Origin of the sequence: Serratia rubidaea (assembly GCF_016026735.1) — a bacterium.
Lineage (GTDB): Bacteria > Pseudomonadota > Gammaproteobacteria > Enterobacterales > Enterobacteriaceae > Serratia_B > Serratia_B rubidaea.
The window spans coordinates 4,371,618-4,396,317 of sequence record NZ_CP065640.1; the positions used below are offsets into that span (position 1 = coordinate 4,371,618).

Here is a 24,700-nt window from a genome sequence, read left to right on the forward strand (position 1 = left end):
GGAAAATTTTTACTGTCCAAGCCAATTTTAAATCATCGCGTGAGCCCGCCAACAAGCTGAAAAAACATGCGATTTATCTTAGTTAATAGCGGAGCAGCGTCACACTATTTATTTTTTCGCTCACTAAAATAAATGACGGACGCGCGGTCCATCCGGCCGGCCGGTAACAATACGGCGACCCGGGCCGACGCCGCCTTACCGAATTTCACCCATAATGGATCTGCAGCGTGAAAGTGACCGTCAGGAAGACGGCAAAAACAACGATCTGTACCTGAGGTTTAACGAGGAGGTAGCGAGTGGCAATAGCTATTATCATCGGCACGCACGGGAGCGCCGCAGAGCAGTTGCTGAAAACGGCGGAAATGCTATTGGGCGAACAAGACAACGTCGCCTTTATCGATTTCGTTCCCGGAGAGAATGCCGAAACTTTAATCGAAAAATACCAGGAAAAAATCCGCGGTCTTGATACCAGCGGCGGCCTGCTGTTTCTGGTGGATACCTGGGGCGGCAGCCCGTTCAACGCCGCCAGCCGGGTCGCCGTCGACCAGCCAAACTATGAAGTGGTCACCGGCGCCAACATTCCCATGCTGGTGGAAACCTTTATGGCGCGCGATGACGACCCGGGCTTCGATGAACTGGTCGCCATCGCGGTGGAAACCGGCCGCGAAGGCGTGAAGGCGCTGAAAAAACCGCCGGAGGAAAGCGCCGCCCCCGCAGCTGCCGCCCCTGCGCCGGCACCGGCCAGCGCCGCGCCCGCCGTGGCCCTTGGCCCCAACGACCATATGAAAATCGGCCTGGCGCGCATCGACGACCGTCTGATCCACGGCCAGGTCGCCACCCGTTGGACCAAGGAAACCAATGTGTCGCGCATTATCGTGGTCAGCGATGAGGTCGCCGCCGACAACGTGCGCAAAACCCTGCTTACCCAGGTCGCCCCGCCGGGCGTCACCGCCCACGTGGTCGACGTGGCGAAAATGGTCCGCGTGTGGAACAACCCGAAATACGCCAATGACCGCGTGATGCTGCTGTTTACCAATCCGACCGACGTCTGGCGTCTGGTGGAAGACGGCGTTGACATTAAGTCGGTCAATATCGGCGGTATGGCGTTCCGCCAGGGCAAAACCCAGGTGAATAATGCCGTCTCGGTGGATGAGAAAGATATCGAGGCGTTTAAAAAACTCAATGATCGCGGCATTGAACTGGAAGTCCGCAAGGTCTCGTCCGATACGCGTTTAAAAATGATGGACCTGATAAACAAACTTAATTAATGGCGACAGCCGCCATTATTCTACTCAGCGCTCTTGGTCAATAGGAGAAGTGCAATGGAGATAACCACGCTTCAGATTGTACTGATATTTATCGTTGCCTGTATTGCCGGCATGGGCTCCGTACTGGATGAGTTCCAGTTCCACCGTCCCCTGGTCGCCTGTACCCTGATCGGCTTTATCCTCGGCGATATGAAAACCGGCATTATTATCGGCGGTACGCTGGAAATGATCGCCCTCGGCTGGATGAACATCGGCGCCGCGGTGGCGCCCGATGCGGCACTGGCCTCCATTATTTCCACCATTCTGGTTATCGCCGGCGGGCAGAGCGTCGGCGCCGGTATCGCGCTGGCTATTCCGCTGGCTGCGGCGGGCCAGGTATTAACCATTATCGTGCGTACGCTGACCGTCGCCTTCCAGCACGCGGCGGACAGCGCGGCCGAACGCGGCAGCCTGCGCGCCATCAGTTGGCTGCACGTCTCCGCCCTGCTGTTGCAGGCGATGCGTATCGCCATTCCGGCCGTGATCGTCGCGGTTTCCGTCGGCACCGCCGGGGTGCACGCGCTGCTGAACTCCATCCCGGAAGTGGTGACCTCCGGCCTGAATATCGCCGGCGGCATGATCGTCGTGGTTGGTTACGCCATGGTGATCAATATGATGCGCGCCGGCTATCTGATGCCGTTCTTCTACGCCGGCTTCGTTACCGCCGCCTTTACCGACTTCAACCTGGTGGCGCTGGGGGTTATCGGCGTGGTGATGGCCGTGCTGTATATCCAGCTCAGCCCTAAATATAACAAGCCGCAGGTGGTTCAGGGCGGTCCCGCCCGCTCGAACGACCTTGATAACGAACTGGACTAGGAATAGGTGAGAGAAATGGTTGATACCACTACAGCTCAAAAGAAACTGACGCCGGCCGACGTTCGCGGCGTATTTATCCGCTCTAACCTGTTTCAGGGATCGTGGAACTTCGAACGTATGCAGGCGCTGGGCTTCTGCTTCTCCATGGTGCCGGCAATCCGCCGCCTGTACCCGGAAAACAACGACCAGCGCAAACAGGCGATCAAACGCCACCTGGAATTTTTTAACACCCACCCTTACGTCGCCGCGCCGATCCTCGGGGTCACGCTGGCGATGGAAGAACAGCGCGCTAACGGCGCCCCTATCGATGACGCCGCCATCAACGGCATCAAGGTCGGGCTGATGGGGCCGCTGGCCGGCGTCGGCGATCCGATCTTCTGGGGCACCATGCGGCCGGTGTTCGCCGCGCTGGGCGCCGGCATCGCCCTGACCGGCAGCCTGCTGGGGCCGATTCTGTTCTTCGTGCTGTTTAACCTGGTGCGGATGCTGGTGCGTTACTACGGCGTGGCCTACGGCTACCGTAAAGGCGCCGATATCGTTAACGATATGGGCGGCGGCTTCCTGCAGAAACTGACGGAGGGGGCGTCGATTCTCGGCCTGTTTGTCATGGGGGCGCTGGTCAACAAGTGGACGCACGTCAACATTCCGCTGGTGGTGTCAAAAATCACCGACCAGACCGGGCATACCACCGTCACCACGGTGCAGACCATTCTCGACCAGCTGATGCCGGGCCTGATCCCGCTGCTGCTGACCTTCGGCTGTATGTGGCTGCTGCGTAAAAAGGTCAATGCGCTGTGGATCATTCTGGGGTTCTTTGTCATCGGCATCTTCGGCTACTGGATCGGCCTGCTGGGTGAATAAACCACCGTTATATGCCGGGGGCCTGCCCCCGGCTTTTTGCTGTTAGGGAGTTTAAGATGTCGCTGACGGATATCGCCATCGCGCTGTTTATCGTTTTACTGTTGCTGTACGCCGTGTATGACGAATTCATTCAGGACAGGCGTCAAGGCCCGACGCTGCTCAAGGTAAAACTCAAACGCCGCAGCCGCATCGACAGCCTGATTTTTGTCGCGCTGCTGGCTATTTTGCTGTACCGCAATCTGGTCAGTCAGGGTTCACCACTGACCAGCTGGTTATTAATCGCTTTGGCGCTGGTTGCCATATATCTTGCTTATATTCGCTGGCCGACGCTGCTATTTAAAACGCAGGGCTTCTTTTATGCCAATGCCTTTATTGCCTATTCCCGCATCAAGGCAATGAATTTAACCGAAGACGGCATTCTGGTGATTGCGTTGGAACAGCGGCGCTTATTGATTCAGGTCGCCCAGTTAGACGACCTGCAAAAGATTTATGAATTTTTTGTTGAAAATCAAAAAATTAAATTATAACTCACTTGCAATACATCAAATCAGGCGACGGGGATGGCTAATTTAACCACTACGTCGCCGATTTTTCGCTTATTATTTCCACAATAACGGCATCACTATCTGTTTTATATTTCGCCTGAAAATATTTAATGAAAACAATTATCACTTTCATCAAATACCCACAGGAATTAAACGTTGTCTTTGGCAAAAATAATATGGTAAGGTTGCGCCCGTCATTGGGGAGTAGCCGGTTTCTGATTAACGAAAATCAGAAACGCCCGTATCAACATACTCGTTTTGTCGTCTGAAACGTGGTGCGGGCAGCCAGAGTCAGGTTGGCGAGACCATAGGCACGTAACTCCGTCGTTTGGTTGGGGGTGGGTTACGTGTATATGGAGCCGCCCGGCCGAGACTATTTCACATGAATCTATCCGCTACTTTAATCCTCGCTTTCGGCATGTCTATGGATGCGTTTGCTGCGTCTATCGGCAAAGGCGCCAGTCTGCATCAACCGCGTTTTCGCGAAGCACTCCGCACCGGTCTTATCTTCGGCGTTATTGAAGCCATCACCCCACTAATCGGCTGGGCGCTGGGCCTGCTGGCCAGCCAATACATTATGGAGTGGGATCACTGGGTCGCCTTTGGGCTGCTGTTTATCCTCGGCATGCGCATGATCGTTGAAGGGGTGCGCAACCGCCCGGACGAGGTTGAAAAGGTCAAACGCCACGGCTTCTGGCTGCTGGTCGCCACCGCCATCGCCACCAGCCTCGACGCTATGGCCATCGGCGTTGGCCTGGCCTTCCTGCAGGTGAATATCGTGCATACCGCCATGGCGATCGGCTGCGCCACCATGATTATGGCCACGCTGGGGATGATGATCGGCCGCTTTATCGGCCCGCTGCTGGGCAAACGCGCCGAAATTCTCGGTGGCCTGGTGCTGATTGGCATCGGCGTGAATATTCTGCTGGACCATCTGGGCTACCTGTCCTGATAGCCGCAGCCAGCGAGATTATTAAGGGCTGAACGCTGTTCAGCCCTTTTTTTCGCCCCGCCTACGCCTGACGGCGGTACAAACTGATGGCAAAATCCGTCTCGCAGTCAAAGGCCGAACTGGCCGCCAGACGCTGCTGCACCTCCGGCGAGGCGCGCCAGGCAAACGGCGTCATCTGCAGCAGATTCGCCGCCTGCTCGCCGGGCAGCGTCATCGCATACGCCAACCGCTCGCTGTGCTCACGGTGAAAACCGCTCAGCACCTCGTCATGCTCATCATGCAACTGAACCTGTTGATAAACCTGCGCTTTCAGCTGATACAGATGACGCGGCCCCGGTGACACCGTCACAACCACCCCACCCGGTCGCACCACCCGCGCCAGTTCGGCCGCCTTACAGGGCGCATAAATGCGCAATACCGCATCCAGAGACCCATCGGCAAACGGCAGGCGATGGCTGGACGCCACGCAGAACGCCACCTCAGGGTAACGCTTGGCGGCATAGCGAATGGCGACCTTGGCCACGTCCAGCCCGTAGACCGCCATCTGGCGCTGCTGACGCAGCCGTTCGGCCACCGCGGCGGTGTAATAGCCTTCGCCGCAGCCGATATCCAACAGCGCCTGCGCATCGGCGCCGAGCGCATTATCCAGCAGCTCGGCCACCCGCTGGCGCAGCGGCTGATAAAACGCCCCCTCAAGGAAGGCGCGCCGCGCCTGCATCATCTCCGCACTGTCGCCAGGCTGCTTCGAACGCTTGTGCTGTACCGGCAACAGATTGACGTAGCCTTCCTTTGCACGATCGAACTGATGGTTATTTTCACAACGCCACTGCTGCTGGCTGAACTCAAGCGGCGACTGGCACAACGGGCAAAGATAAGACATGGGTTTGGCTTCCAGAGAGATACGGCGCGGCTAGTCTAAATAAGCCCGGGTGTTGATGCAAGGCGCGCCGGCGCCCGACGTGCAGCCGGCGCTAGCCAAAGCGGGAACAAGCCCGCTACACTGCTCGTCAGGTTTCCCACTACGGATTGTTATCAGACCATGACCGATTATTCCGCGCTGCTCAGCAGCATCCCGGCCATTCAGCACGGCTTTGGCAACAAAAGCGCATTGATGCCCGCTCCGCTGCAGCCCTACCGCGCCACGCTGCCCGAGAAAAAACAGGTGCACGGCACGCGCATCGTGGATGTGCTGCGGCCGGGCCAGCCCTGCGGCGAAGCGGACGGCTTTTACACCACGCAGCCGGGTATTTTGCTCAGCGTATTGACCGCAGACTGCCTGCCGGTGATATTCAGCCGCCGCGACGGCACGGCAATCGCCGCCGTGCATGCCGGCTGGCGCGGCCTGCTGGACGGTATTCTGGAGCAACTGGCGCAGCGTATCGCGCAGGATGATACGACCGCCAACTGGGTGGCAGCCATCGGGCCGGCGGCCGGCCCCTGCTGTTATGAAGTCAACGAGGAGCTGGTGGAGCAGTTTCAGCGCCGTCTGCCGCAGCCGCCCGCGCTGATCAGCCCGCGTTTTCGCCACCTGGATCTGGCCGCCATCGCGCAGGATAAACTGACGGCGCTGGGTTTTGCCGCCGTCGATCGCGCCGGCAGCTGCACCATCTGTACACTAAACGACGACCCGCAGCAGCCACAGCGTTTTAAATACACCAGTTTCCGCCGCAACAGCCACCGCCGCGCGCGGGATCCGCAGCATCCCGATATCAAGGGGCGTAATCAGTACGCCGCCGTCATGATCAATCCCTGAGAGACAGAAACGAAAAAGCCCGCACGCTGGCGGGCTTTTTTACAGCTGACGCTGATTAGATAGCAGTAACGTTTACTGCTGATGGACCTTTCTGGCCATCCTGGATTTCGAACTCAACGTTCTGGCCTTCAGCCAGGGTTTTGAAGCCGTTACCCTGGATTGCAGAGAAGTGTACGAACACGTCTTTGCTGCCGTCAGCCGGGGTGATGAAACCGAAACCTTTAGACTCGTTGAACCACTTAACTTGACCTTTGATCTTTGCCATCTTGAGTATTTCCTTTGGATTGTTTAAACCGCCCGTAGGCGTTACATAGACAAACTAGAGTCGTTACTGCTTGAGGCACTAAGATAAGGATCGGCAGAGAAGCGGTATTCAACGTTAACGTCTTTACTCAGAACTTCTTTACTGATAGAAATGCCACACATATACAGAACTGTACCTCGTTTTACCCAATTGCGTTATCACATACTCTGTATGCAATGGCAAGCCATTTTTAATCACTGATGGACGCGTCGCACATAATTGAAACGGTCGACCGCGACAACGGGCTGAACACGCTAAAATATGTTGAAGCTTTTCCTCTTTTCTGCTCTGTAGCGCGCATGCCCTGTGCTCCCCGCCCCATCGGGAATTTAACAAAACTTTCGTTCCGCCTGCGCGCGATCGCCGTACAGGATGACGCCATTTCTTGCCGGAAGATTAAATATTTTTGAATATTTATGGAATTTGATATGCGGCATTTATCTATCGCCCGCGCCCGGTAACTCCTCTGACCATTGGCCCGCGCCGCCGCCATGCGAAAACCGCCCCACGGTGATAAAATGCATCGCCGTTACCTATTTAAAAAACAGCGACAAACGCCATTATTCTTACAGTGAAAAATAGCGTTGCACCAAAATAAATCCTTTGCCCCAGCATGAGGCAAATAACGCTTATTTATTCCGAGCAACAAACGCCAGACGCCTAATTAACGCCGCCGGGTATGACCCCGCCGACGGAATCATTATCGGCCCGTAGGCAGCGTAATCTGCGCGCCGATCTTAATCGGCCGGAAGCCGTCCGGCTCAACGCCGGCCGCCTGCAGCGCCTGCCTCAGCTGCTCGGGCGGCTCATCCAGCGACTCGTCCGCCAGCTCAAAGACGCCCCAATGCATCGGAATGGCGCGTGGCGCCCCCAATTGCTGGTACAGCGTCACCGACTGCTGCGGATCCATATGCTGTTCTTGCATAAACCAGCGCGGCGCATAAGCGCCAATCGGCAGCGCCGCCAGATCGAACGGCCCCAGCCGCCGGCCAATCTCCGCCAAACGCTCGGAATAACCGCTGTCGCCGGAAAAATAGAAGCGCAGCGCCGGGTGATGAATCACCCAGCCGCACCATAGCGAGCGGTTACGATCCCACAAAGAGCGCATGCTCCAGTGCCGCGCCGGCACGGCATGCAGCGTTATCTCTCCCAGCGTCAGGCTGTCCCACCAGTCAAGTTCTTCAACCCGGGCAAACCGGTAGCGGCGAAACCAGCGCTTCAGACCGAGCGGCACCACCACGGTTGCCTGCGGGAAGCGCTGCGCCAGCTGCCGCACCGTGCGCCGGTCAAGGTGGTCATAATGATTGTGGGAGATCAGCAGCATATCCAGCTGCGGCAGCTGCGCCACCGACAGCGGCGCCGGCGTTTTCCGCTGCGGACCGTAGAAACTCAGCGGCGATGCCCGCTGCGACAGCGCCGGGTCGATCAGGATATAACGCCCGGACAGGCGCAACAGCAGCGCCGCATGCCCCAGCCACCAGACGCCGTCATGGTCGCCGCCCAGGTCCGCCGGTTGCCACCACTGCTCGACAAAGCGCCGGTAGCCGGCCTGCGGCGGCTGCGGCAACCCCAGCCGCTTGCGCTCATCCTGCCAGCGGCGCAGATCCCCTTCACGCCGCAGAGAAGGCTCCGGGTTGCGGAACCCATGCGGCGTATGATGCGCCTTCTCGGCGTCATAGTAGCGGTTGACCGCCCTCGTTCTGTTTGCTGTTCGCTTCACGGCTGGCTCCTGCAGTTAAGATCCGCAGCGTTAACACGCCCGACGAAATAGCATACGGCGCGGCCGACCTTTTCGCCAATCCCGTTGTCTGAGACGTTGTACGTTTTGCAGGGCCGCCAAGAGCCTGTTAAGTATCTCTTAAGAACTTTATGTTTTACTGTTCGGGACAATCAGAAAAGGAGAGGTTATGGGTCGTTCAACATCACGCCGGTCGCGCAGCCGTCTGGGGCGTATTCGCAGCGCAATGCGGGCGCAGGCACAGTATTGGAAAATGTACGCCGCCATGAAACTGCGTCGCCTGCGCGTTCCGACGCCGCTGGTGCTGCTGGCTGGCGCCATGATGAGCTTTTTGGTGCTGGGGCTGATGATGGTCAGCGTCGTGGCAATTGATATCATCACCACGCTGTTCCTGCTGTGCAGAAAAATGCTGGGAGCGAGCCGCCATCCGCAGGGCAAACGCACCCTGCACGCCGGCAGTCGCTAACGAACGCGGGAGGCGCATGGCGCGCCTCCCTCAGGCTTACGGCATGCGCCGCGCGCCGTTTTTATTATCGGTGGCCGCAGCGCGACGACGCGTCAGCGTGAAGCCCAGCCACAGCACTCCAATCCAGATCGGCATCAGCAGTACGGAAATACGAATACCGTCGGTGCAGTACATGATCAGCAAAATCATCGCCAGAAACGCCAGGCACAGATAGTTGCCGAACGGGTACCACAGCGCCTTGAAGTGCGGGATCACCCCCTGGCGATTTTTCGCCGCGCGGAATTTCAGGTGCGCCAGACAGATCATCACCCAGTTGATCACCAGCGTGGACACCACCAGCGCCATCAGCAGTTCAAAGGCTTTACCCGGCATCACGTAGTTAATCAGCACGCCAATCGAAGTCACCAGCGCCGACAGGCCAATCGACAAAATCGGTACGCCGCGCTTATTGACGCGCGTCAGCGCCTTCGGCGCGTTGCCCTGCGTCGCCAGCCCGAACAGCATACGGCTATTGGCATACACCCCGCTGTTGTACACCGACAGCGCCGCCGTCAGCACCACCACATTCAGCAGCGTCGCCACCAGGTTGCTGTCCAGCGCGTGGAAGATCATCACGAACGGGCTGCCGCCCTCCACCACTTTCGCCCACGGATAAAGCGACAGCAGCACGGTCAGCGAACCGATATAAAAGATCAGAATGCGGTACACCACCTGGTTGGTGGCCTTGGGAATGCTGCGGCGCGGGTCGGCGGCTTCCGCCGCGGTGATCCCCACCATCTCCAGTCCGCCGAAAGAGAACATGATCACCGCCATCGCCATCACCAGCCCTTCCACGCCGTGCGGGAAGAAACCACCCTGCAGCCACAGGTTGTCAATGCCGGCTTCCGGACCGCCGCTACCGCTGGCCAGCAGGTAGGCGCCGAAGAAAATCATCCCCATAATGGCGGCGACTTTAATAATGGCAAACCAAAACTCCGTTTCGCCATAAATACGCACGTTCACCAGATTAATCAGGTTGATCAGCACAAAGAACACCGCGGCGGATACCCAGGTCGGGATCTCCGGCCACCAGTATTGAATATAGATGCCGACGGCGGTCAGTTCCGCCATCCCCACCAGGATAAACATCGCCCAGTAGTTCCAGCCGGACAGGAAGCCGGCGAACTCGCCCCAGTATTTATAGGCAAAATGGCTGAAGGAGCCGGCAACCGGCTCTTCCACCACCATTTCACCTAACTGCCGCATGATCAGAAAAGCGATAAAACCGCCGATGGCGTACCCGAGCAGCACCGACGGCCCGGCCATTTTAATGGTCTGCGCAATGCCGAGAAACAGGCCGGTGCCGACGGCACCGCCAAGGGCAATAAGTTGTATGTGTCTGTTTTTTAAGCCGCGTTTTAGCGGGGTATCCTGATGCTGACCGCCCATCTTATCCTCATATGGCTGATGACCCTGCCGCAACTGCGCAAAGTTTCGCCAATCAATTATTGTATCTGCGGGCGGCTTTTTAACACTTAACCCCGTGTGCATCAAGGATTAGCGCCGGAAGCATGCTGCCCCCGACGCGACGTTTCACTCTGATAAGGCGGGTAAACGGCCCGTTCAGCCCGGCAGGCTGCACAGTTTCGTCAGCGTGCGCGCACCGATCATCAACGTGGCAACATAGGATTGGCGACGCGTGACGACTTCAACCGCCACGCGATCGTTCTGGTATTTAATCAGGTAGGTCGAGGGCCAGCCCTGGCGGCGCTGGCCGAAGCTTTCGGCATGACGGTCAATGGCCGCGTGGGCAACCACCAGGTGGGACAGATTGGTATCACCTTTAATAATGCGTTTCATAAACAGCCTCCGCCGCAGACAGGTCCGTTGTCAGATTATGGAAAACATTAATATGACGTTTAGTTAGAGGCGTCGCCCGGCTGCTGGCTCAGCAGAAAACAGATCATCGCGGCGCGCAGCGGGCTGCTGCTGTCCGCCTGCCACTCACCTTGGGCGGTGGAGATACGCGCCTGCCACTGTGACGGGTCGCTGTGTTCGGCAGGATTCAGGCTGATTTTATTGGCGTAGATAATCGGCCAGGCATCGGAGGGGTTTTTACAGTAGTCTTTACCTTTTACGCCGCCGTAAGGGTACCATTTGTCCGGATTTTCTCCGGTAATCAATGCAATACTGCGGTTTACCTCGGCGTCGCTTTCTTCGTACCATTTAATCATCGGCTTTATCCATCTTTCGTAGGGTTGGCGCTACATTACGATGGTAAGACGACAGTTTTATGACAGACAGGATTTACATTACCTGTCTTAATGAATTTCACCCGACGCCGCACCGTCAACGGCGATTTACACCGTACTGATTACCACATTTCCGGAGAATGGCATGCTGACAGGACTGAATCACCTGACGCTGGCGGTTCGCGATATCGAACGCAGTTTTCACTTTTATGCGCACACGCTGGGGCTGACGCCGATGGCGCGCTGGCGACAGGGCGCCTACCTGTCCGCCGGCGACCTTTGGTTATGCCTGTCGCAGGACGATACAGCGGCGCCCTCGGCCGATTACACGCACTATGCCTTCAGCGTGCCGCAGGCGGAGTTTGCCGCCAGCGTCGCCCGTTTGCGCCAGGCCGGCGTTAACGAATGGAAAAACAACCGCAGCGAAGGCGAATCACTCTATTTTCTCGATCCTGACGGCCACCGGCTGGAGCTGCATGCCGGCGACCTGGCCAGCCGTCTGGCTGCCTGCCGCCGGCATCCCTATCAGGAGATGACTTTTTTTGAGGGTGGTGAGAAGGCTGATGGTTAAAACTGAAACTGAGATAACCGACCGTGTCCTGCCGCCTTCTCACCAAAGATGACGCGCCTTAGCGCTCGGGGATAAAATCTTTGAACTCCATCGCCGGCCCGAGATCGTCGTCGTCGGTCCCGGCGGACAACGCTTCGCCGCGTGACTGACGCGCTATCCGCTTCAGCAGCGCCGTTTGCTGCTGTTGCTGTTCGACGATTTCCTGTAATAAGCGCACCTGCTCGTTGGCCCGCACGCTGGCGCGGTTGACCAAAAACCATACCCATAGCCCCAGCAACAGCGCGACCAACGCAATCCCCAAAGAGAGCAGCGACGGAGAAAACCCTGCATCAAACATAAACAACCCTACCTACAGCTAAATATCAGTCGCTATCTTACCACTCCCGCGCTGAACAAAAACATCCTTGTATGCTCCACTCCCCCAGGTTTTACCAAGGAATAATCCGAGTTATCGAACAGATCCCTAACGCAAAGTTTCCACCTTGATCACAATAGCTATCGAGGGCAAGCAGGTTAAAAAACAGGCATGCCAGCACGGTCGCAACGATCAGCAGAATTTTGTTTCGCAACAAACTTAGCAGCCTCATTGTTACCCAGTTGACTTCCTGCAGTTTATCACAGGAAAGTTAAACGAAGTTTAACTCGCCGTTTAGATTTCCTGCTTGATGGTACGAATTTAAGAATGTTACGGTTGCGTCCCGCCCTCCGGCGTGGCTATATCGCAACAGCCTATTTGCAAGGAGTAAGAATGAGTAAGTTAATCAAACTGGTGGTGCTGGTGGCCGTGCTGTACGGCGCGTTACTGTTTTCCGGCTATGGGGTGCTGATCGGCAGCCAACAAAATGTCGGCGGACTGGGGTTACAGTGTAAATATCTCACGGCGCGCAACGTGACGACCGCGCAATATTTACACGGCGACAACGGCGTGATCGGCATCTCCGATTGTCCGCTGTTCAAGAAAATTGAAACGGTGGTGGACTAAGCACACCACCGGTCGGCCGCCTGCTCAGGGCGGCCAGGCTTAATCCTGCTTAAACTTCAGCTCAATCAAGGCAACGGCTTTTTCAATCGCCCGCTTGGTCACCGGGTCGGCGCCTGCCGGATGCGTTGAAAAATCAATGCTTTTCAGCTGGCCGGCCATCTTGTCGCGCACCTCGGTCGGCGCAATCACATCAATAACATCCAGAATCTGCTTAATCACCAGCTGGCAGGCGACCAGATCGGAGGCGATTTCCTGATCGTGAGTTAACGCATTGGACATAATCATTTCCTCTTTAAACAAACGCCGCACAGAATATCATGCTGATTGCGGCTTTGCCGCACCAAAGCCGCTTCAGCCTGAATTTTCAATAAAACGGCGCATCCGACATCAAAATCTGCAGCGTATTTGACCTATACTGGTAGGCATCATCAGCCAACATCACACAGGAGATGAATTATGGCCAACCACAACGTGAAATCTTGGGCTACGTTGCGTGAAACTTCGGTCGAGATCGCCGAAGCGATTTTTGAACTGGCAGGGAATGATGAAGCGCTGGCGCAAAAGATTTGGGAGGAAGGCAGCGATAAAGCACTGGAGATGGCCTTCGCCAGAACCGATGCCGACCAGCTGTATTGGGGCGAAGAGACGGTTGAACGTAAAAACGTCTAATGACTCAATGAAAAAGCCCGGGTTTCATACCCAGGCTTTTTTGCGGAGCGTCAACGCCCTTTCCCGGACGCGGTCAACAAGCATCTCACTGTTTTTCACCTCCCACACCTTCCGCTTTCTTCACTCTCACCGCCGGCGCCGCCAGAAACACGGCCACGCCAACAATGACAACCAGAGTAATAATCATGGTCGCTAACATAGTAATCACCCCATCAACGCTGCGTTGTACGGTGGACTTTCTGTCTGGTGCCTATGCGGCCGGGCTACCTGATACCAGCGCAGCAGGCTGTGCATCAGATTAGCGGTATTCGTTAGCGGCTGACAAGCGTTAGCGGTCGGATTATGTGATACAGGCGCGGCGTTTTTTGTCGGCGACGGCAAGTTGTGTATACTTCGCTGTATGTCGATTCCACACAGATGCACTGATGATACAAGAACATCACCTCTCGCTGGTCTGCGCCCTGAGTCAGTGGGTTGAAACCCATCTTGGCCGGGTGATCCACCTTGAAGAGCTGGCAGACTACTCAGGCTACTCCCTGTGGCATATGCAAAAGCTGTTTAAAGAAGCGACCGGGATCTCATTAGGCAAATATATCCGCGAACGGCGTCTGGCGGGGGCGGTTTACCAATTACGCAGCAGCAACGCCTCGATTTTCGATATCGCGCTGGATTTCGGCTTCGGCTCGCAATCGCATTTTACTTACATGTTCCGCAAACGTTTCAATATTACGCCCTATGACTTTCGTCAGGATCTCAGCGTCGATTTGCCGATCGATCCCCCGCTGCACGTTATCCATCAGAAAATGGCCTGATCCGCACTGAGATGAAAACGAGCGACCAGTGAATTAATCAGAACGACATCCGACCAGTTAATTATATTAAAAGCGCTATCAATAATTAATAGATATAAAAAAACCCGCCGCGGCGGGTTTTTTCATCATGCTTGCTGGTTTAAGAAAACGCAGCTACTACCATAGCTGCAAGTGAGATCCAAAACACCGCCGTTGCAACAACAACATGGGATAATCTTGCACGATAGAGTATTTGGCTCATACTACCTCTCTTACTTCTTTCTGAAGGGCTGATAACCCGGGTCTTTCTAGGAAAGATCCTATACGACTACACCAGAGAATAACTTGCTTCAGATCACTATTTAGCCTAACAAAACTATTTATTAACAAACATGATTCATTGATCACAATAAATCAATCAAAGAAGCGAAAAAAGAATAAAAGATGCAAATGATATTCATTGCTGTAATCACAGCGAACGGCATAACACACCCGACGGCGCCGTTAATCAACATTTTGATATATTAAGTTATATAAAAATAACTGATATCAATAAGAAAGGGAGCGTAGCGGGATAGCGCCAGCGGCGACATCGTCAGAAAATAGTGCCGCTCCAGGGATAACTTCACGCCGGACGATACGGATATATAGCGAGAGCCATTAAACATCTTGCCACATTAAATTGGCCGTGAGCAAAGCGCTTATCCCCTCACTTAAAACAGGGTTAAAGACGATAAAATAATAATGACGCGCTGTCGATGTCGACAGTGACGAATAACCTTACTTTATACGCGTCAATATTTGATCGTTCGCTCCGATATGCGGTCAGAATGTTTACCGTACTACGGAGGGCGCGTTAAGGAGAGCTATGGGTTTTTGATGTAACAGTCTTTAACATCCAATTTTTCATCGGCGTGTTTAAGGTCGGAAAAATAGGTGATGCCAAATAGAATGGATACCACCAGCAAAGCGGAAACCAACAGCCCGATAATGGCAATCAGTTTGGTTTCGTGATGGAGTTCATGCTCCATTTTTTCTCCCGTTGTTAAAAATAATCACATCAGCCATAGCGTGGCCGCCAAAGTGAAAAAAATCAGTGCGCCCGATGCAATAAGCAGCACCAAAACGGCAAACTGTGCGTCACCCAAGGTGTCGCGGTAGGTTTTATCCTGCGGGGTATTGCGCCGTTGTCTCACGAGTTCTGTCTTCAGCATTTTGTTGTTTTCTTGAAGAGATGGCACGGCGTACAGGCTCAGGCTGTCGTTTGCTCACCTACTTCAAACCCCGAATCCCGCAGACGCTATCAACTTTGCCCCCCTCGGTCAACAATCCCTGCCAACCCCGGTTGATGCAGACGCTCAATATTCATATGTTTTATGAAAAACACAAATAAATAAGCAAAACTAATTCATTTCGACATAAAAAAGCCCGATCGTCGATCGGGCTTTCAACGTACGATTACTGCGGAATACGCAGCACCTGGCCCGGATAAATTTTGTCCGGGCTGGACAGCATCGGCTTGTTAGCTTCGAAAATCTTGTTGTACTGGTTAGCGTCGCCGTACACCTCTTTCGAGATCGCGCTCAGCGTATCGCCTTTTTTCACGGTATAGAACGTGCTTTCACCCGCTGACTGGGCGACGGTGATGTGGTCTTCCACGCCGCTGATGCCGGCGACGTTACCCACGGCCACCAGGATCTTCTCTTTCAGTTCCTGAGAAATGCCGTCGCCGCTGACCACTGCCTTACCATCAACAACCTTTACATCCACCTTATCGGTGTCCGGCAGGCCGCTCTTGTTAAGGTGCTCTTTCAGTTTAGCGCTCTGATCGGCCGCGTCTGCATTACCGGTCACTGTGTCCCACAGTTTTTCGCCTGCTTCTTTAACGAAGTTAAACAATCCCATATTCACTCCTGAGTTGAGAAAGAGATACTCTGCCGCTGCATGCGGTAAGCACCACGTTCATTACATAATGACCCGTTAAGCTTAGCATCGTCGGATGGATTTTCAATAAAACCCAATGGATTAGGCGGTTAGAGTAATCCTAAATTAATCATATAGATGATTAATCCATCATTAGGGTTAATGATTAAGCAGAAAAACCGTGCCACAATAGCGTTAAGCGCGCGAATAACGGCAGAGGAGGTACCGCACAATGTACGCCCTGGTGATGTTTGTCTGCTATCTGGACGGCGGCTGCACCGAGATCATGGTGGATATTCTGCGTGATGAGCAGCAGTGCCTGGTGGCGATGAAAGAGCAGAACCTGCGCCACGCCGGCTGCTATCCGGTGGAAGATTTTATTGACGGTTTCTGGCTGCCCGCCAGTGAGTATGTGGCGTTCTGATGCCATACCGGGACTGCGCAGATACGCAGCCCCGACGTCTCTCTTGTCTCCCGCGACGCGCCGTCAGAAGCGATAGGTCAGGCTGACCGCCACGATATCGTCGTTGCTGAGCTTCAGCTTATTATCATCGCTCAGCTGGTTAATCTGATAGTCCACATAGGTGTACATATTTTTGTTGAAGTAATAGGTCGCGCCAATATCAAAATACTTCACCAGATCGGCATCCCCTATTGTTTCAATATCTTTCCCCTTCGACTGCACATAGGCCAGTGACGGACGCAGGCCGTTCTCAAACTGGTACTGCGCCACCAGCTCAATATTTTGCGTCTTGTTGGCAAAGCCCTTCACGCCACCGACGCTGATTGGCGTCATATTGCGGGTTTCGGCATACATCGCCGCCAGATACACCTGGTTGGCGTCATATTTCACCGCCGTCGTCCAGGCGCTGGCCTTGTCGCCTCCGCCGTAATTTGCCTGCTTCTGCTCACTGGTACGGTTGGAATCCGAATAGGCCGCCGCAAAACCGATGCCGCTGCCGCCGATATCCTGATAGTCCAGCGACAGGCCATAGCCGTCGCCGTTCTGCCGCTGCAGCTCGCGGCTTTCATTTTTGCCCTGATACTGCAGCGCAATGTTCAGCCCTTCGACCAGGCCGAAGAAGTCACGGTTACGGTAGGTCGCCAGGCCGGTGGAGCGGGCGGTCATAAAGTTGTCGGTATAGCTGTAGGAGTCGCCGCCAAACTCCGGCAGCATATCGGTGTAGGATTCCGCATCGTAAACCACGCCGTAGTTGCGGCCATAGTCAAAGGAGCCGTATTGGCCGAAGCGTAAACCGGCGAAGCCCAGGCGGGTCTTGGTGCCGTTGTTGGCGTCGCTGCCCTCTGAGTTATTGGCCTGGACGTTGTACTCCCACTGGCCGTAGCCCGTCAGCTGGTCGTTAATCTGCGTTTCGCCTTTGAAACCGAAACGCACATAGGTCTTATCGCCGCCGCTCTCATCGTTATGAATAAAGTAGTGCTTGGCATTGACCCGACCATAAAGATCCAGCTTATTTCCATCTTTATTATAAATTTCTGCCGCATTGGTCCATGAGGAGATGGCGCCCAGCGCCAGCGCCGCGGTTAATACACTGCGTTTCATCATTATTTTCCTGTTTATTTAGCTAAACCCTGCCCCTCACGCCCAATTTATACTTTGGGCTGTGATCGCTATCATTTAATATCTTATAAATCCCCTTAATAAAGGGTTATGTGACATTAGCATCATGAATCCCCACTGCAAATAAAAATCTGCGCAAAATAACGTGGAGAAAGCATGATTTAGTGTAACATTTTATTACATAAAGATAGCTTATAACGGCATGATTTATAATGAATTTGCACAATATGTTATAACCAAAATGGTGCGACGCACCGGTTTGGTGCAATAAAGTGCGAGCTGGCGCAATATCTTGACAGAAGGCGCAAGACAGTGATTATTAGCACGATAACAAAAAGCGTTATTTAATTCACATTTATGACTTTCTTAATTCATCTAGCTTCTTTAGCCGTTAAGGGTTCAATATATGAAACCCCGAAGGAAATCGCGCCGCCGTTAACAGACGACATAAAATATGCGTAAAAGGCGTGAGTTTTTATTTTTACGGAGAGAAAGCAACGACCTCGATATTACGATGGTGGTTGACAGCGAGTGGCGTGGACAGTTTAAACCTGAGGCAATCTATAATAAGACCCGGAACCGGGCCTTATTGATAAGCGCGCAGCGCCGGCTAAAACAGCGTGCTGCGTTCAACCTCCGTCAGCAACATACCGGCCCGCAACCCCAGCGCAACCTGCGGGTTGGGAAACAGGATCCATTCTTTGGCATGTTGCACCCGATAGGCCTCTCCGGCCTGCTCGCTAATCAGACGCCCCTGCTCCAGCTCGGTAAAGTTGGCGGTATCATCGCTCAGATGCAGCACAAAGTCCTGGTGGCGCTTAATCAACGACTGCTCCACGCGGAAAATGCGCATTGCCGGCCCCTGACGCGGCGACGGCGTCTCTCCGCTGACCAACCCCTGCAGCACGCGATTGATGGCGGCAAACTGCGTCAGATCGTTCTGGCCGAAAGGACGCGCCTTGCCTAACTCCAGCGTACAGCTGGCTGCTGCCAGATGCTCGCTGGTAAAGTGGCTGAAGGTGCCGCCCGGCGCCCGGTGCACCACCAGCGCGTCCAGCTCCGCCGCATCCAGCAGCGTCAGCAGCTGCGGATGATAGCTGCGCGTCTGGAACGGCAAAATGCCAAAGCGCGGCAGGCGCGACTCACGGATGGCGGTATGCAGATCGTAATGGAAGCGCTCGGCCGTTTCATGCTGGAAAAAATGGCTGACCACCTGCTCCAGCTGCTGCGCACGCGCCGTTTCACCGCTGGCCGGAAAATCGCGGTAGCGCCCGCCAAACATGCGGTTCATATCGGCATGCAGATAGCGCCGGCCGGCGCGCATCGCTGCCGGATTACCCAGCACCACCAGCAAGCGCACCGCCAAGCGTCGCTCGCCGTGCAATACGTCGCTGACCAGCTGGTTAAGCAGCTCGATCGGCGCGGTTTCATTGCCATGGATACCGGCGGAAAGCAGCACCGCCTGTTGGTAGCCCTGCTGCGGACAGATCTCCAGCAGCCCTTCCCCCAGCCAGCGCCAGCTCAGCGCCGCCGTTTCTCCCTGCTGCTTCGCAGGCACTTCACCCGCCAAGGTCACGGCCAATAGATCAAGCATGTCTCCCCCATCGGTTCAAATTGCGTTATCAGGCTCACTGCTGGAACGGATAAATCGATCCCAGCCCCATGATGGCGGTCAGCGCGTCCAGCGCTTCCCGTCCTTCACGCAGCAGCTGCGGATCGGCCAAATCGGCGGCCGTCAGACGGTCGCGGTAATAGCGATCGACCCAGTCATTCAGCGTGGCAAACAGTTGGTCGTTCATCATCACCCGCGGATTTACGGCGCGCAGCTCCGTCTCATTCAGCGCCACCCGCAGCCGCAGACAGGCCGGGCCGCCGCCGTTGCGCATACTCTCGCGCAGCGCAAACACCTGGATCTGGTCGACCGGCCCTCCGTCGCTCACCATCTCATTCAGGTAGGCCCAGACGCCGGCATGCTCGCGCGACTCCTCCGGCACCACAATCATCATCTTGCCGTCGGGTTTGGTCAGCAGCTGGCTGTTGAACAGGTAGGTTGCCACCGCATCCGCCACCGAAACCCGCGCCGTCGGCACTTCAATCGTCACCAGTTCGCTGTCGATAGCCGCCATCTTGCGGCGCAGTTCATCCAGCGCCTGCTGTTGATGTAAAAATGCCTGCTGATGATGGAACAGCAGCTGCTGATTGCTGACCGCAATCACGTCGTTATGAAACACCCCCTGATCGATCACCGCCGGGTTCTGCTGAATAAACACCGTATGCCGTTCGTCCAACTGGTGCAGACGGGCGATCGCCTCGCTGGCCTCACGCGTCTGGCGTGCGGGGTAGCGCTCTGGTGCGTACTCGCCGCCAAACGCCTGCCGCCCGTACACAAACACCTGCACCCCGCGCCGCTGGTAGTCGCCCCCCAGACGATTATGGTTGGCCGCACCCTCATCGCCGAACAGCGCCACCTGCGGCAGCGGATCGTGATGAACAAAATGGCGCGTATCGCTGAAGATGGCCCGCAGCGCGGCGGCGGTGGTGTCTGCCTCAATCGCCCGGTGAAATTTATTATTCAGGTTGGCGGGGGTGAAATGCACTTTGCCGTCGGCGCTGTCGGCCGATGGCGACACGGTCGCCGCATTGGCGGTCCACATCGACGACGCCGATCCTACCGCCGACAGCAGGCGCGGCGCGTGACGTTGCGCCTGCGCCAGCACCGCCTCATCGCTGCCGCTGAATCCCAGACGCCGCAGCGTCGGCAGATGCGGACGCTCCTGCGGCGGCAGCACGCCCTGCTGGAAGCCAAGATCGGCCAGCGCCTTCATTTTCAGCAGCCCCTGTTTAGCCGCCAGCTTGGGGTTGGAAACGCTGTTCTGATGCTGCGTAGACGCTTCATTGCCGAACGACAATCCCGCATAGTGGTGGCTCAGCCCCACCAGACCGTCGAAATTGACCTCATATCCCGCCATTGCGCTCTCCCGGGACCGATCGCCGACCGGCCCCTCTGCGATTAATTAAAGGACACGCCAGGGGACAAACTGGCCGGCAGCTGCAGCGTTTCGCTTTCCAGCGACGCCATCGGCCAGGCGCAGTAGTCCGCCGCATAGTAGGCGCTGGGACGATGGTTGCCCGATGCGCCGACGCCGCCGAACGGCGCCGCGCTGGATGCGCCGGTCAACGGTTTGTTCCAGTTGACGATGCCGGCGCGCGCCTCCAGCAGCAGTTGCTCAAACTGGGCGCGCCGCGGCGAGATCAGCCCCACCGACAGGCCATAGCGCGTCTGGTTGGCGATGCGCAGCGCCTGGTCGAAATCGTCGTAGCGGATAATGGTGGTCAACGGCCCGAAATATTCCTCGTCCGGCAGCGCCGCCACCTCGCTGACCTCGATAATCCCCGGGCTGAGCAGCGCGCTGCCGCTTTCCAGCCGCTGCATGGTCAGCAGCGCCCGACCGCCCAGCGACAGCAGGTAATCCTGCGCCGCCAGCATTTTTTCCGCCGCCGGCGACGAGATCACCCCGCCCATAAACGGCTGCGGCTCAGCGTCCCAGCGGCCGATGCGCAGCGTGGCCGCCACCTGCACCAGACGTTCGATAAAAGCGTCGCCCTGCGCGCCGCGCTTGACCAGAATACGCCGTGCGCAGGTGCAGCGCTGGCCGGCGGAGATAAACGCCGACTGAATCGCCAGATTGACCGCCGCATCACAATTATCGATCTCCTCGACGATCAGCGCATTGTTACCGCCCATCTCCAGCGCCAGAATCTTCTCCGGCTGCCCTGCCAGCTGGCGATGCAGCTGATAGCCGGTGCCGGCGCTGCCGGTAAACAGCAGGCCGTCGATCTGCGGGTTGGCCGCCAGCGCTTCACCGGTCTCACGCCCGCCCTGCACCAGGTTGATCACCCCGTCCGGCAGCCCGGCCTGCTGCCACAGCCGCAGCGTCACCTCCGCCGTTAGCGGCGTCAGCTCGCTGGGTTTGAACACCACGCTGTTGCCCGCCAGCAGCGCCGGCACAATATGGCCGTTCGGCAGGTGCCCCGGGAAATTGTAAGGGCCGAACACCGCCAGCACGCCGTGCGGACGGTGGCGCAGCGTCGCCGCGCCGTCGGCCATTTCGCTGCGGCTCTCGCCGCTGCGGGCCTGATAGGCCTGCAGGGAAATGGCGACCTTGCCGATCATCGCCTGCACTTCGGTCAGCGTTTCCCAGCGCGGTTTACCGGTTTCACGGCTGATGGTTTCCGCCAGCTGCGCTTTATGCTCTTCCAGCAGCGCGGCAAAGCGCTTCACCAGCTGCTCTCGCTCGGCAAACGGCGTGCGCGCCCAGGCGGGAAACGCGCTGCGCGCCGCTTCGCATGCGGCCTCCACGTCGCCGGCATCGGCGGCCTCGGCTTGCCACAGCATTTGATTGTCGACCGGATCGGTTTTACTGAACGTCGCGCCGTGCCCCGCGCGCCAGACGCCATTAATTAACAGTGCCGCATGTGACATTAAACTCTCTCCTGTGTAAAAAGGGCCACCACGCGCACCGGGCTGCCCTGCTCCACGCCAAGCGCCGCGGCGGTGGCGGCGCTCATATGCAGACGGTCGTCGTACACATCTGCCGCCATCAGCAGCGCGCGGTAGTGTTGATAGTTTTCGTTGGCCACCAGCAGCAGTGGCGCATCGTCGCGCATCGGCGTCTCATCCAGCACCACTTTCACCAGCCGGCTGTGTTTCACCGCGCGGATCTCGTCGATTTCCGCCTCCAGCGTCGGGCCGCCGTCGAAAATATCGACATAGCCCTGATAGCGCAGGCCTTCGGCCTCCAGCAGGCGGCGCGCCGGCACGGTGTGCGGATGAACTTCACCAATCACCTGCTGCGCATCCTGCGACAGGAAGTCGACGTACAGCGGGTGCTTCGGCATCAGTTCGGCGATAAACGCTTTCTGACCGGTGCCGCTCAGGTAGTCCGCCTCGGCGAACTCAATAGAAAAGAAGTGGTTGCCGACGTTTTCCCAAAATGGCGAACGGCCGTTTTCATCGGAGAAACCGCGCATTTCGGCAATCAGCTTGCGCGCGAAGCGCTCACGGAAGGCGGCGATAAACAAGAAGCGCACTTTAGATAATAATTTGCCGTTCTCGCCGTGACGATAATCCGGGTCAAGGAACAGCGTACAGAGTTCGGAGTGGCCGGTGTGGTCGTTGCTGAGAAACAGCGTCGGCACCGTTTTGTAAACGCCCAGCGGCTTGGAAGCATGCACCTGCGAGCCGACCCGGAAACTGTACCACGGCTCGGTCAGGCCGACCGCCACCTCTATGGCGCTGACGCCCACCACCTGCTGGCGCTCGCTGTCTTCCAGCACAAACAGATAGCACTGTTCACCGGGGGGAAGTTCGCCCTGCCAGGTTTTTAACGCCCGCTCAATGCGTGCCGACAAGGTGTCTTCATTTTGCGGCAAAGAAGTGAGGCCAATACCGGATTTACCGGCCAGCGTCAGCAGATCTGACAAATCACGACGCTCAATGGGGCGAATAATCATCATAATGCGAACCTCTAAGTCATTCGGCGGCGCCGCTGCCGACGCCGCCGAGAAATTAGCTGCAAATACGTGCTACCGCTCGCGCAAAGCGCGCCAGTCCTTCGCGTACGTCCGCTTCCGGGATCACCAGCGACGGTGTGAAACGCACCACGTTCGGCCCGGCGATCAGCGCGATCACCCCCTCTTCATTGGCATACTGGGTAATTTGCTTGGCTTTGCCGGCATAGTCCGGCTTCAGCACGCAGCCAATCAGCAGACCGCCGCCGCGGATCTCAGCGAAAATCGGGTACTGCTGATTAATCTTATTCAGCTCTTCGATAAACCACAGGTGGCGCTGTTTCACCCCGCTCAGCACTTCCGGCGTATTGATCTGCGAGAACACCGCGCCGGCGACCGCCGTCGCCAGCGGGTTGCCGCCGTAAGTGGTGCCGTGCGTACCGACGCCCAGAGTTTTCGCCAGCGCGTCAGTGGTCAGCATCGCGCCAATCGGGAAGCCGCCGCCCAGCGCTTTGGCGGTGGTCAGCACGTCCGGCACCACGCCGTACTGCATGTAAGCGTACAGATCGCCGGTGCGGCCCATACCGGTTTGCACCTCATCAAAAATCAGCAGCGCGTTGTGACGATCGCACAGCTCGCGCAGCCCCTGCAGGAATTCGCCGTCGGCCGGCAGTACGCCGCCCTCGCCCTGAATCGGCTCGACAATCACTGCGCAGGTGCGGTCGTTAATCACTTCCGCCGCCGCAGCCAGATCGTTATACGCCGTATGGGTAATGCCGCCTGGCAGCGGCGCAAAGTCCTGGGAATACTTCGGCTGGCCGCCGGCGGAAACGGTAAACAGCGTACGGCCGTGGAACGCATTGTTGAACGCCACGATCTGGTTCTTCTCGGCGCCGAAGTTATCCAGCGCATATTTACGCGCCAGTTTCAGCGCCGCTTCGTTGGCCTCCGCGCCGGAGTTACAGAAAAAGACCTTGTCGGCGAAGGTGGCGTCAATCAGCATCTTCGCCAGACGCAGCACCGGCTCGTTGGTATAGCCGTTGCCCAGATGCCACAGTTTGCCGGCCTGCTCCACCAGCGCGGCCTTCACCACCGGATGCGCATGGCCCAACGCATTCACCGCAATGCCGCCGGCAAAGTCGATATACTCTTTACCCTGCTGGTCCCAGACGCGGGAGCCTTCACCGCGCACCAGGATAAAATCGGCGGGCGCATAAACCGGGATCATCCAGTCATCGAAAGACTGGCGGGTAACTGCGATTGGCTGTTCCATAGTGACCTCATGACGTAAGCGAAAAACAGAGTTTTGAGCCGAAAGGCCGTTTCTGTACGGTAAAGCGTTACAACAAGATAAAAAATCGCGCGGAATCTGGTGGCGCCTGACGATGATAATGCTCTTCTTCAGCGGCGTTTTAGACACAAATCTGTTACATAAAGGCGATTTTTTACTATATCTGTCGCGTAGCTCGGCCGACAACGGGCCATTAATGTTAACGGACAGTTAAAATACATGCCGTTTGATAAAGAGTGTAGAGCAGTTATTGTGCCAACAGCGGATTTGGGAGGCATTTCTCATTTTTTTTCGTTAAAACAACGGCTTATAATGCATACATATGCATATTTTATGCATTTATACTGCATAAATGTAAAAATGCAGCCTGAAAACGCCACGGGCAACGAAATACTATTCATTCGCAA

Annotated in this window: 31 protein-coding genes and 1 riboswitch; of the genes, 12 read left to right on the plus strand and 19 right to left on the minus strand. The window is 56.4% G+C overall.

The features are described from left to right. The first annotated feature begins 296 nt into the window (after nt 1-296). The 5 genes from manX to mntP all read left to right on the plus strand — a co-directional run bounded on the left by manX (nt 297) and on the right by mntP (nt 4,481). Nucleotides 297-1,268, plus strand: coding sequence for a PTS mannose transporter subunit IIAB (gene manX / locus I6G83_RS20595; protein ID WP_054307617.1), 972 nt, complete (start codon nt 297-299; stop codon nt 1,266-1,268). A 54-nt stretch (nt 1,269-1,322) separates the two neighbouring features. Continuing rightward, complete coding sequence (locus I6G83_RS20600) at nt 1,323-2,123, plus strand: PTS mannose/fructose/sorbose transporter subunit IIC (RefSeq protein WP_054307618.1); 801 nt, start codon at nt 1,323-1,325, stop codon at nt 2,121-2,123. Between the two features lie 15 nt (nt 2,124-2,138). Further along, entirely contained in the window at nt 2,139-2,984 is an 846-nt protein-coding gene (locus tag I6G83_RS20605) for a PTS mannose transporter subunit IID (protein WP_015672722.1), read from the plus strand. Nucleotides 2,985-3,040: 56 nt separating this feature from the next. Beyond that, nucleotides 3,041-3,511, plus strand: coding sequence for a DUF986 family protein (locus I6G83_RS20610; RefSeq protein WP_015672723.1), 471 nt, complete (start codon nt 3,041-3,043; stop codon nt 3,509-3,511). Between the two features lie 205 nt (nt 3,512-3,716). Further along, nucleotides 3,717-3,899, plus strand: a riboswitch (yybP-ykoY riboswitch). 12 nt (nt 3,900-3,911) lie between these two features. Continuing rightward, entirely contained in the window at nt 3,912-4,481 is a 570-nt protein-coding gene (gene mntP / locus I6G83_RS20615; RefSeq protein ID WP_015672724.1) for a manganese efflux pump MntP, read from the plus strand. 61 nt (nt 4,482-4,542) lie between these two features. Here the strand turns inward: mntP and rlmA are convergent, their stop codons facing one another. Further along, complete coding sequence (gene rlmA, locus I6G83_RS20620) at nt 4,543-5,361, minus strand: 23S rRNA (guanine(745)-N(1))-methyltransferase (protein ID WP_054307619.1); 819 nt, start codon at nt 5,359-5,361, stop codon at nt 4,543-4,545. 159 nt (nt 5,362-5,520) lie between these two features. Here rlmA and I6G83_RS20625 point away from each other — a divergent pair, with 159 nt between their 5' ends. Next, nucleotides 5,521-6,234 (plus strand): polyphenol oxidase family protein, encoded by a 714-nt coding sequence (locus I6G83_RS20625; RefSeq protein WP_054307620.1) that lies wholly within the window; start codon nt 5,521-5,523, stop codon nt 6,232-6,234. A 55-nt stretch (nt 6,235-6,289) separates the two neighbouring features. Here I6G83_RS20625 and cspE read toward each other — a convergent pair whose 3' ends face one another. The 3 genes from cspE to I6G83_RS20640 form a co-directional block, all read right to left on the minus strand. After that, the gene (gene cspE, locus I6G83_RS20630) at nt 6,290-6,499 is read right to left on the minus strand and encodes a transcription antiterminator/RNA stability regulator CspE (RefSeq protein ID WP_002221949.1); all 210 of its coding nucleotides are present in this window, start codon (nt 6,497-6,499) and stop codon (nt 6,290-6,292) included. A gap of 41 nt (nt 6,500-6,540) precedes the next feature. Then, a complete protein-coding gene (locus I6G83_RS20635) occupies nt 6,541-6,660 on the minus strand; it encodes a DUF2627 domain-containing protein (RefSeq protein ID WP_071823832.1) in 120 nt (39 codons plus the stop codon). A 578-nt stretch (nt 6,661-7,238) separates the two neighbouring features. Beyond that, nucleotides 7,239-8,258 carry an MBL fold metallo-hydrolase gene (locus I6G83_RS20640; RefSeq protein WP_054307261.1) on the minus strand — a complete coding sequence of 340 codons (1,020 nt, stop codon included), beginning with the start codon at nt 8,256-8,258 and terminating at the stop codon, nt 7,239-7,241. 187 nt (nt 8,259-8,445) lie between these two features. Here I6G83_RS20640 and I6G83_RS20645 point away from each other — a divergent pair, with 187 nt between their 5' ends. Further along, nucleotides 8,446-8,742, plus strand: coding sequence for a hypothetical protein (locus I6G83_RS20645; RefSeq protein WP_054307262.1), 297 nt, complete (start codon nt 8,446-8,448; stop codon nt 8,740-8,742). 36 nt (nt 8,743-8,778) lie between these two features. Here I6G83_RS20645 and I6G83_RS20650 read toward each other — a convergent pair whose 3' ends face one another. From I6G83_RS20650 to I6G83_RS20660, 3 genes are all read right to left on the minus strand, one after another. Then, nucleotides 8,779-10,170, minus strand: a complete 1,392-nt coding sequence (locus I6G83_RS20650; protein WP_054307263.1) for an amino acid permease — start codon at nt 10,168-10,170, stop codon at nt 8,779-8,781. A gap of 174 nt (nt 10,171-10,344) precedes the next feature. Next, a complete protein-coding gene (locus I6G83_RS20655) occupies nt 10,345-10,581 on the minus strand; it encodes a DUF4060 family protein (RefSeq protein WP_015672733.1) in 237 nt (78 codons plus the stop codon). Nucleotides 10,582-10,640: 59 nt separating this feature from the next. Beyond that, the gene (locus tag I6G83_RS20660) at nt 10,641-10,955 is read right to left on the minus strand and encodes a phage protein NinX family protein (RefSeq protein ID WP_054307264.1); all 315 of its coding nucleotides are present in this window, start codon (nt 10,953-10,955) and stop codon (nt 10,641-10,643) included. A gap of 163 nt (nt 10,956-11,118) precedes the next feature. On the opposite strand from I6G83_RS20660, the gene fos reads away from it, so the two are divergent. Continuing rightward, nucleotides 11,119-11,544 (plus strand): fosfomycin resistance glutathione transferase, encoded by a 426-nt coding sequence (gene fos, locus I6G83_RS20665; RefSeq protein WP_054307265.1) that lies wholly within the window; start codon nt 11,119-11,121, stop codon nt 11,542-11,544. Nucleotides 11,545-11,602: 58 nt separating this feature from the next. Here fos and I6G83_RS20670 read toward each other — a convergent pair whose 3' ends face one another. Both I6G83_RS20670 and I6G83_RS23755 read right to left on the minus strand, forming a co-directional pair. Continuing rightward, complete coding sequence (locus tag I6G83_RS20670) at nt 11,603-11,881, minus strand: YebO family protein (RefSeq protein WP_054307275.1); 279 nt, start codon at nt 11,879-11,881, stop codon at nt 11,603-11,605. A 91-nt stretch (nt 11,882-11,972) separates the two neighbouring features. Then, nucleotides 11,973-12,131, minus strand: coding sequence for a PhoP/PhoQ regulator MgrB (locus tag I6G83_RS23755; RefSeq protein WP_071889299.1), 159 nt, complete (start codon nt 12,129-12,131; stop codon nt 11,973-11,975). Nucleotides 12,132-12,292: 161 nt separating this feature from the next. Here I6G83_RS23755 and I6G83_RS20680 point away from each other — a divergent pair, with 161 nt between their 5' ends. Continuing rightward, nucleotides 12,293-12,526, plus strand: coding sequence for a YobH family protein (locus I6G83_RS20680; RefSeq protein ID WP_015672737.1), 234 nt, complete (start codon nt 12,293-12,295; stop codon nt 12,524-12,526). 39 nt (nt 12,527-12,565) lie between these two features. Here I6G83_RS20680 and I6G83_RS20685 read toward each other — a convergent pair whose 3' ends face one another. Then, the gene (locus I6G83_RS20685) at nt 12,566-12,805 is read right to left on the minus strand and encodes a DUF2766 family protein (RefSeq protein WP_015672738.1); all 240 of its coding nucleotides are present in this window, start codon (nt 12,803-12,805) and stop codon (nt 12,566-12,568) included. Nucleotides 12,806-12,982: 177 nt separating this feature from the next. Between I6G83_RS20685 and I6G83_RS20690 the strand changes: the two genes are divergently transcribed. Both I6G83_RS20690 and I6G83_RS20695 read left to right on the plus strand, forming a co-directional pair. Beyond that, nucleotides 12,983-13,195 (plus strand): YccJ family protein, encoded by a 213-nt coding sequence (locus I6G83_RS20690; protein WP_054307266.1) that lies wholly within the window; start codon nt 12,983-12,985, stop codon nt 13,193-13,195. 425 nt (nt 13,196-13,620) lie between these two features. Further along, nucleotides 13,621-14,007 carry a helix-turn-helix domain-containing protein gene (locus I6G83_RS20695; RefSeq protein WP_054307267.1) on the plus strand — a complete coding sequence of 129 codons (387 nt, stop codon included), beginning with the start codon at nt 13,621-13,623 and terminating at the stop codon, nt 14,005-14,007. A gap of 845 nt (nt 14,008-14,852) precedes the next feature. Here the strand turns inward: I6G83_RS20695 and I6G83_RS20700 are convergent. From I6G83_RS20700 to lysM, 3 genes are all read right to left on the minus strand, one after another. Next, on the minus strand, nt 14,853-15,017 hold the full coding sequence (locus I6G83_RS20700; RefSeq protein WP_164844243.1) for a hypothetical protein: 165 nt from the start codon (nt 15,015-15,017) through the stop codon (nt 14,853-14,855). A gap of 24 nt (nt 15,018-15,041) precedes the next feature. Continuing rightward, entirely contained in the window at nt 15,042-15,200 is a 159-nt protein-coding gene (locus tag I6G83_RS20705; RefSeq protein ID WP_164722741.1) for a hypothetical protein, read from the minus strand. Nucleotides 15,201-15,444: 244 nt separating this feature from the next. Next, nucleotides 15,445-15,891: a peptidoglycan-binding protein LysM gene (gene lysM / locus I6G83_RS20710; protein WP_054307268.1), complete on the minus strand. Its 447-nt coding sequence runs from the start codon at nt 15,889-15,891 to the stop codon at nt 15,445-15,447. 250 nt (nt 15,892-16,141) lie between these two features. On the opposite strand from lysM, the gene I6G83_RS20715 reads away from it, so the two are divergent. Further along, nucleotides 16,142-16,333: a YdfD/YebW family protein gene (locus tag I6G83_RS20715; RefSeq protein WP_054307269.1), complete on the plus strand. Its 192-nt coding sequence runs from the start codon at nt 16,142-16,144 to the stop codon at nt 16,331-16,333. 63 nt (nt 16,334-16,396) lie between these two features. On the opposite strand, the gene I6G83_RS20720 is transcribed toward I6G83_RS20715, so the two are convergent. From I6G83_RS20720 to I6G83_RS20745, 6 genes are all read right to left on the minus strand, one after another. Then, nucleotides 16,397-17,476, minus strand: coding sequence for a porin (locus tag I6G83_RS20720; protein WP_054307270.1), 1,080 nt, complete (start codon nt 17,474-17,476; stop codon nt 16,397-16,399). A gap of 625 nt (nt 17,477-18,101) precedes the next feature. Next, on the minus strand, nt 18,102-19,085 hold the full coding sequence (astE, locus tag I6G83_RS20725) for a succinylglutamate desuccinylase (RefSeq protein ID WP_054307271.1): 984 nt from the start codon (nt 19,083-19,085) through the stop codon (nt 18,102-18,104). A 34-nt stretch (nt 19,086-19,119) separates the two neighbouring features. Further along, the gene (astB, locus tag I6G83_RS20730) at nt 19,120-20,460 is read right to left on the minus strand and encodes an N-succinylarginine dihydrolase (RefSeq protein ID WP_054307272.1); all 1,341 of its coding nucleotides are present in this window, start codon (nt 20,458-20,460) and stop codon (nt 19,120-19,122) included. A 41-nt stretch (nt 20,461-20,501) separates the two neighbouring features. After that, entirely contained in the window at nt 20,502-21,974 is a 1,473-nt protein-coding gene (gene astD, locus I6G83_RS20735; RefSeq protein WP_054307273.1) for a succinylglutamate-semialdehyde dehydrogenase, read from the minus strand. Beyond that, nucleotides 21,974-23,008 (minus strand): arginine N-succinyltransferase, encoded by a 1,035-nt coding sequence (gene astA, locus I6G83_RS20740; RefSeq protein WP_015672749.1) that lies wholly within the window; start codon nt 23,006-23,008, stop codon nt 21,974-21,976. Before astA ends, astD begins: the two co-directional genes overlap by 1 nt. Nucleotides 23,009-23,060: 52 nt before the next feature. Then, a complete protein-coding gene (locus tag I6G83_RS20745; RefSeq protein WP_015672750.1) occupies nt 23,061-24,275 on the minus strand; it encodes an aspartate aminotransferase family protein in 1,215 nt (404 codons plus the stop codon). Nucleotides 24,276-24,700 lie beyond the last annotated feature (425 nt).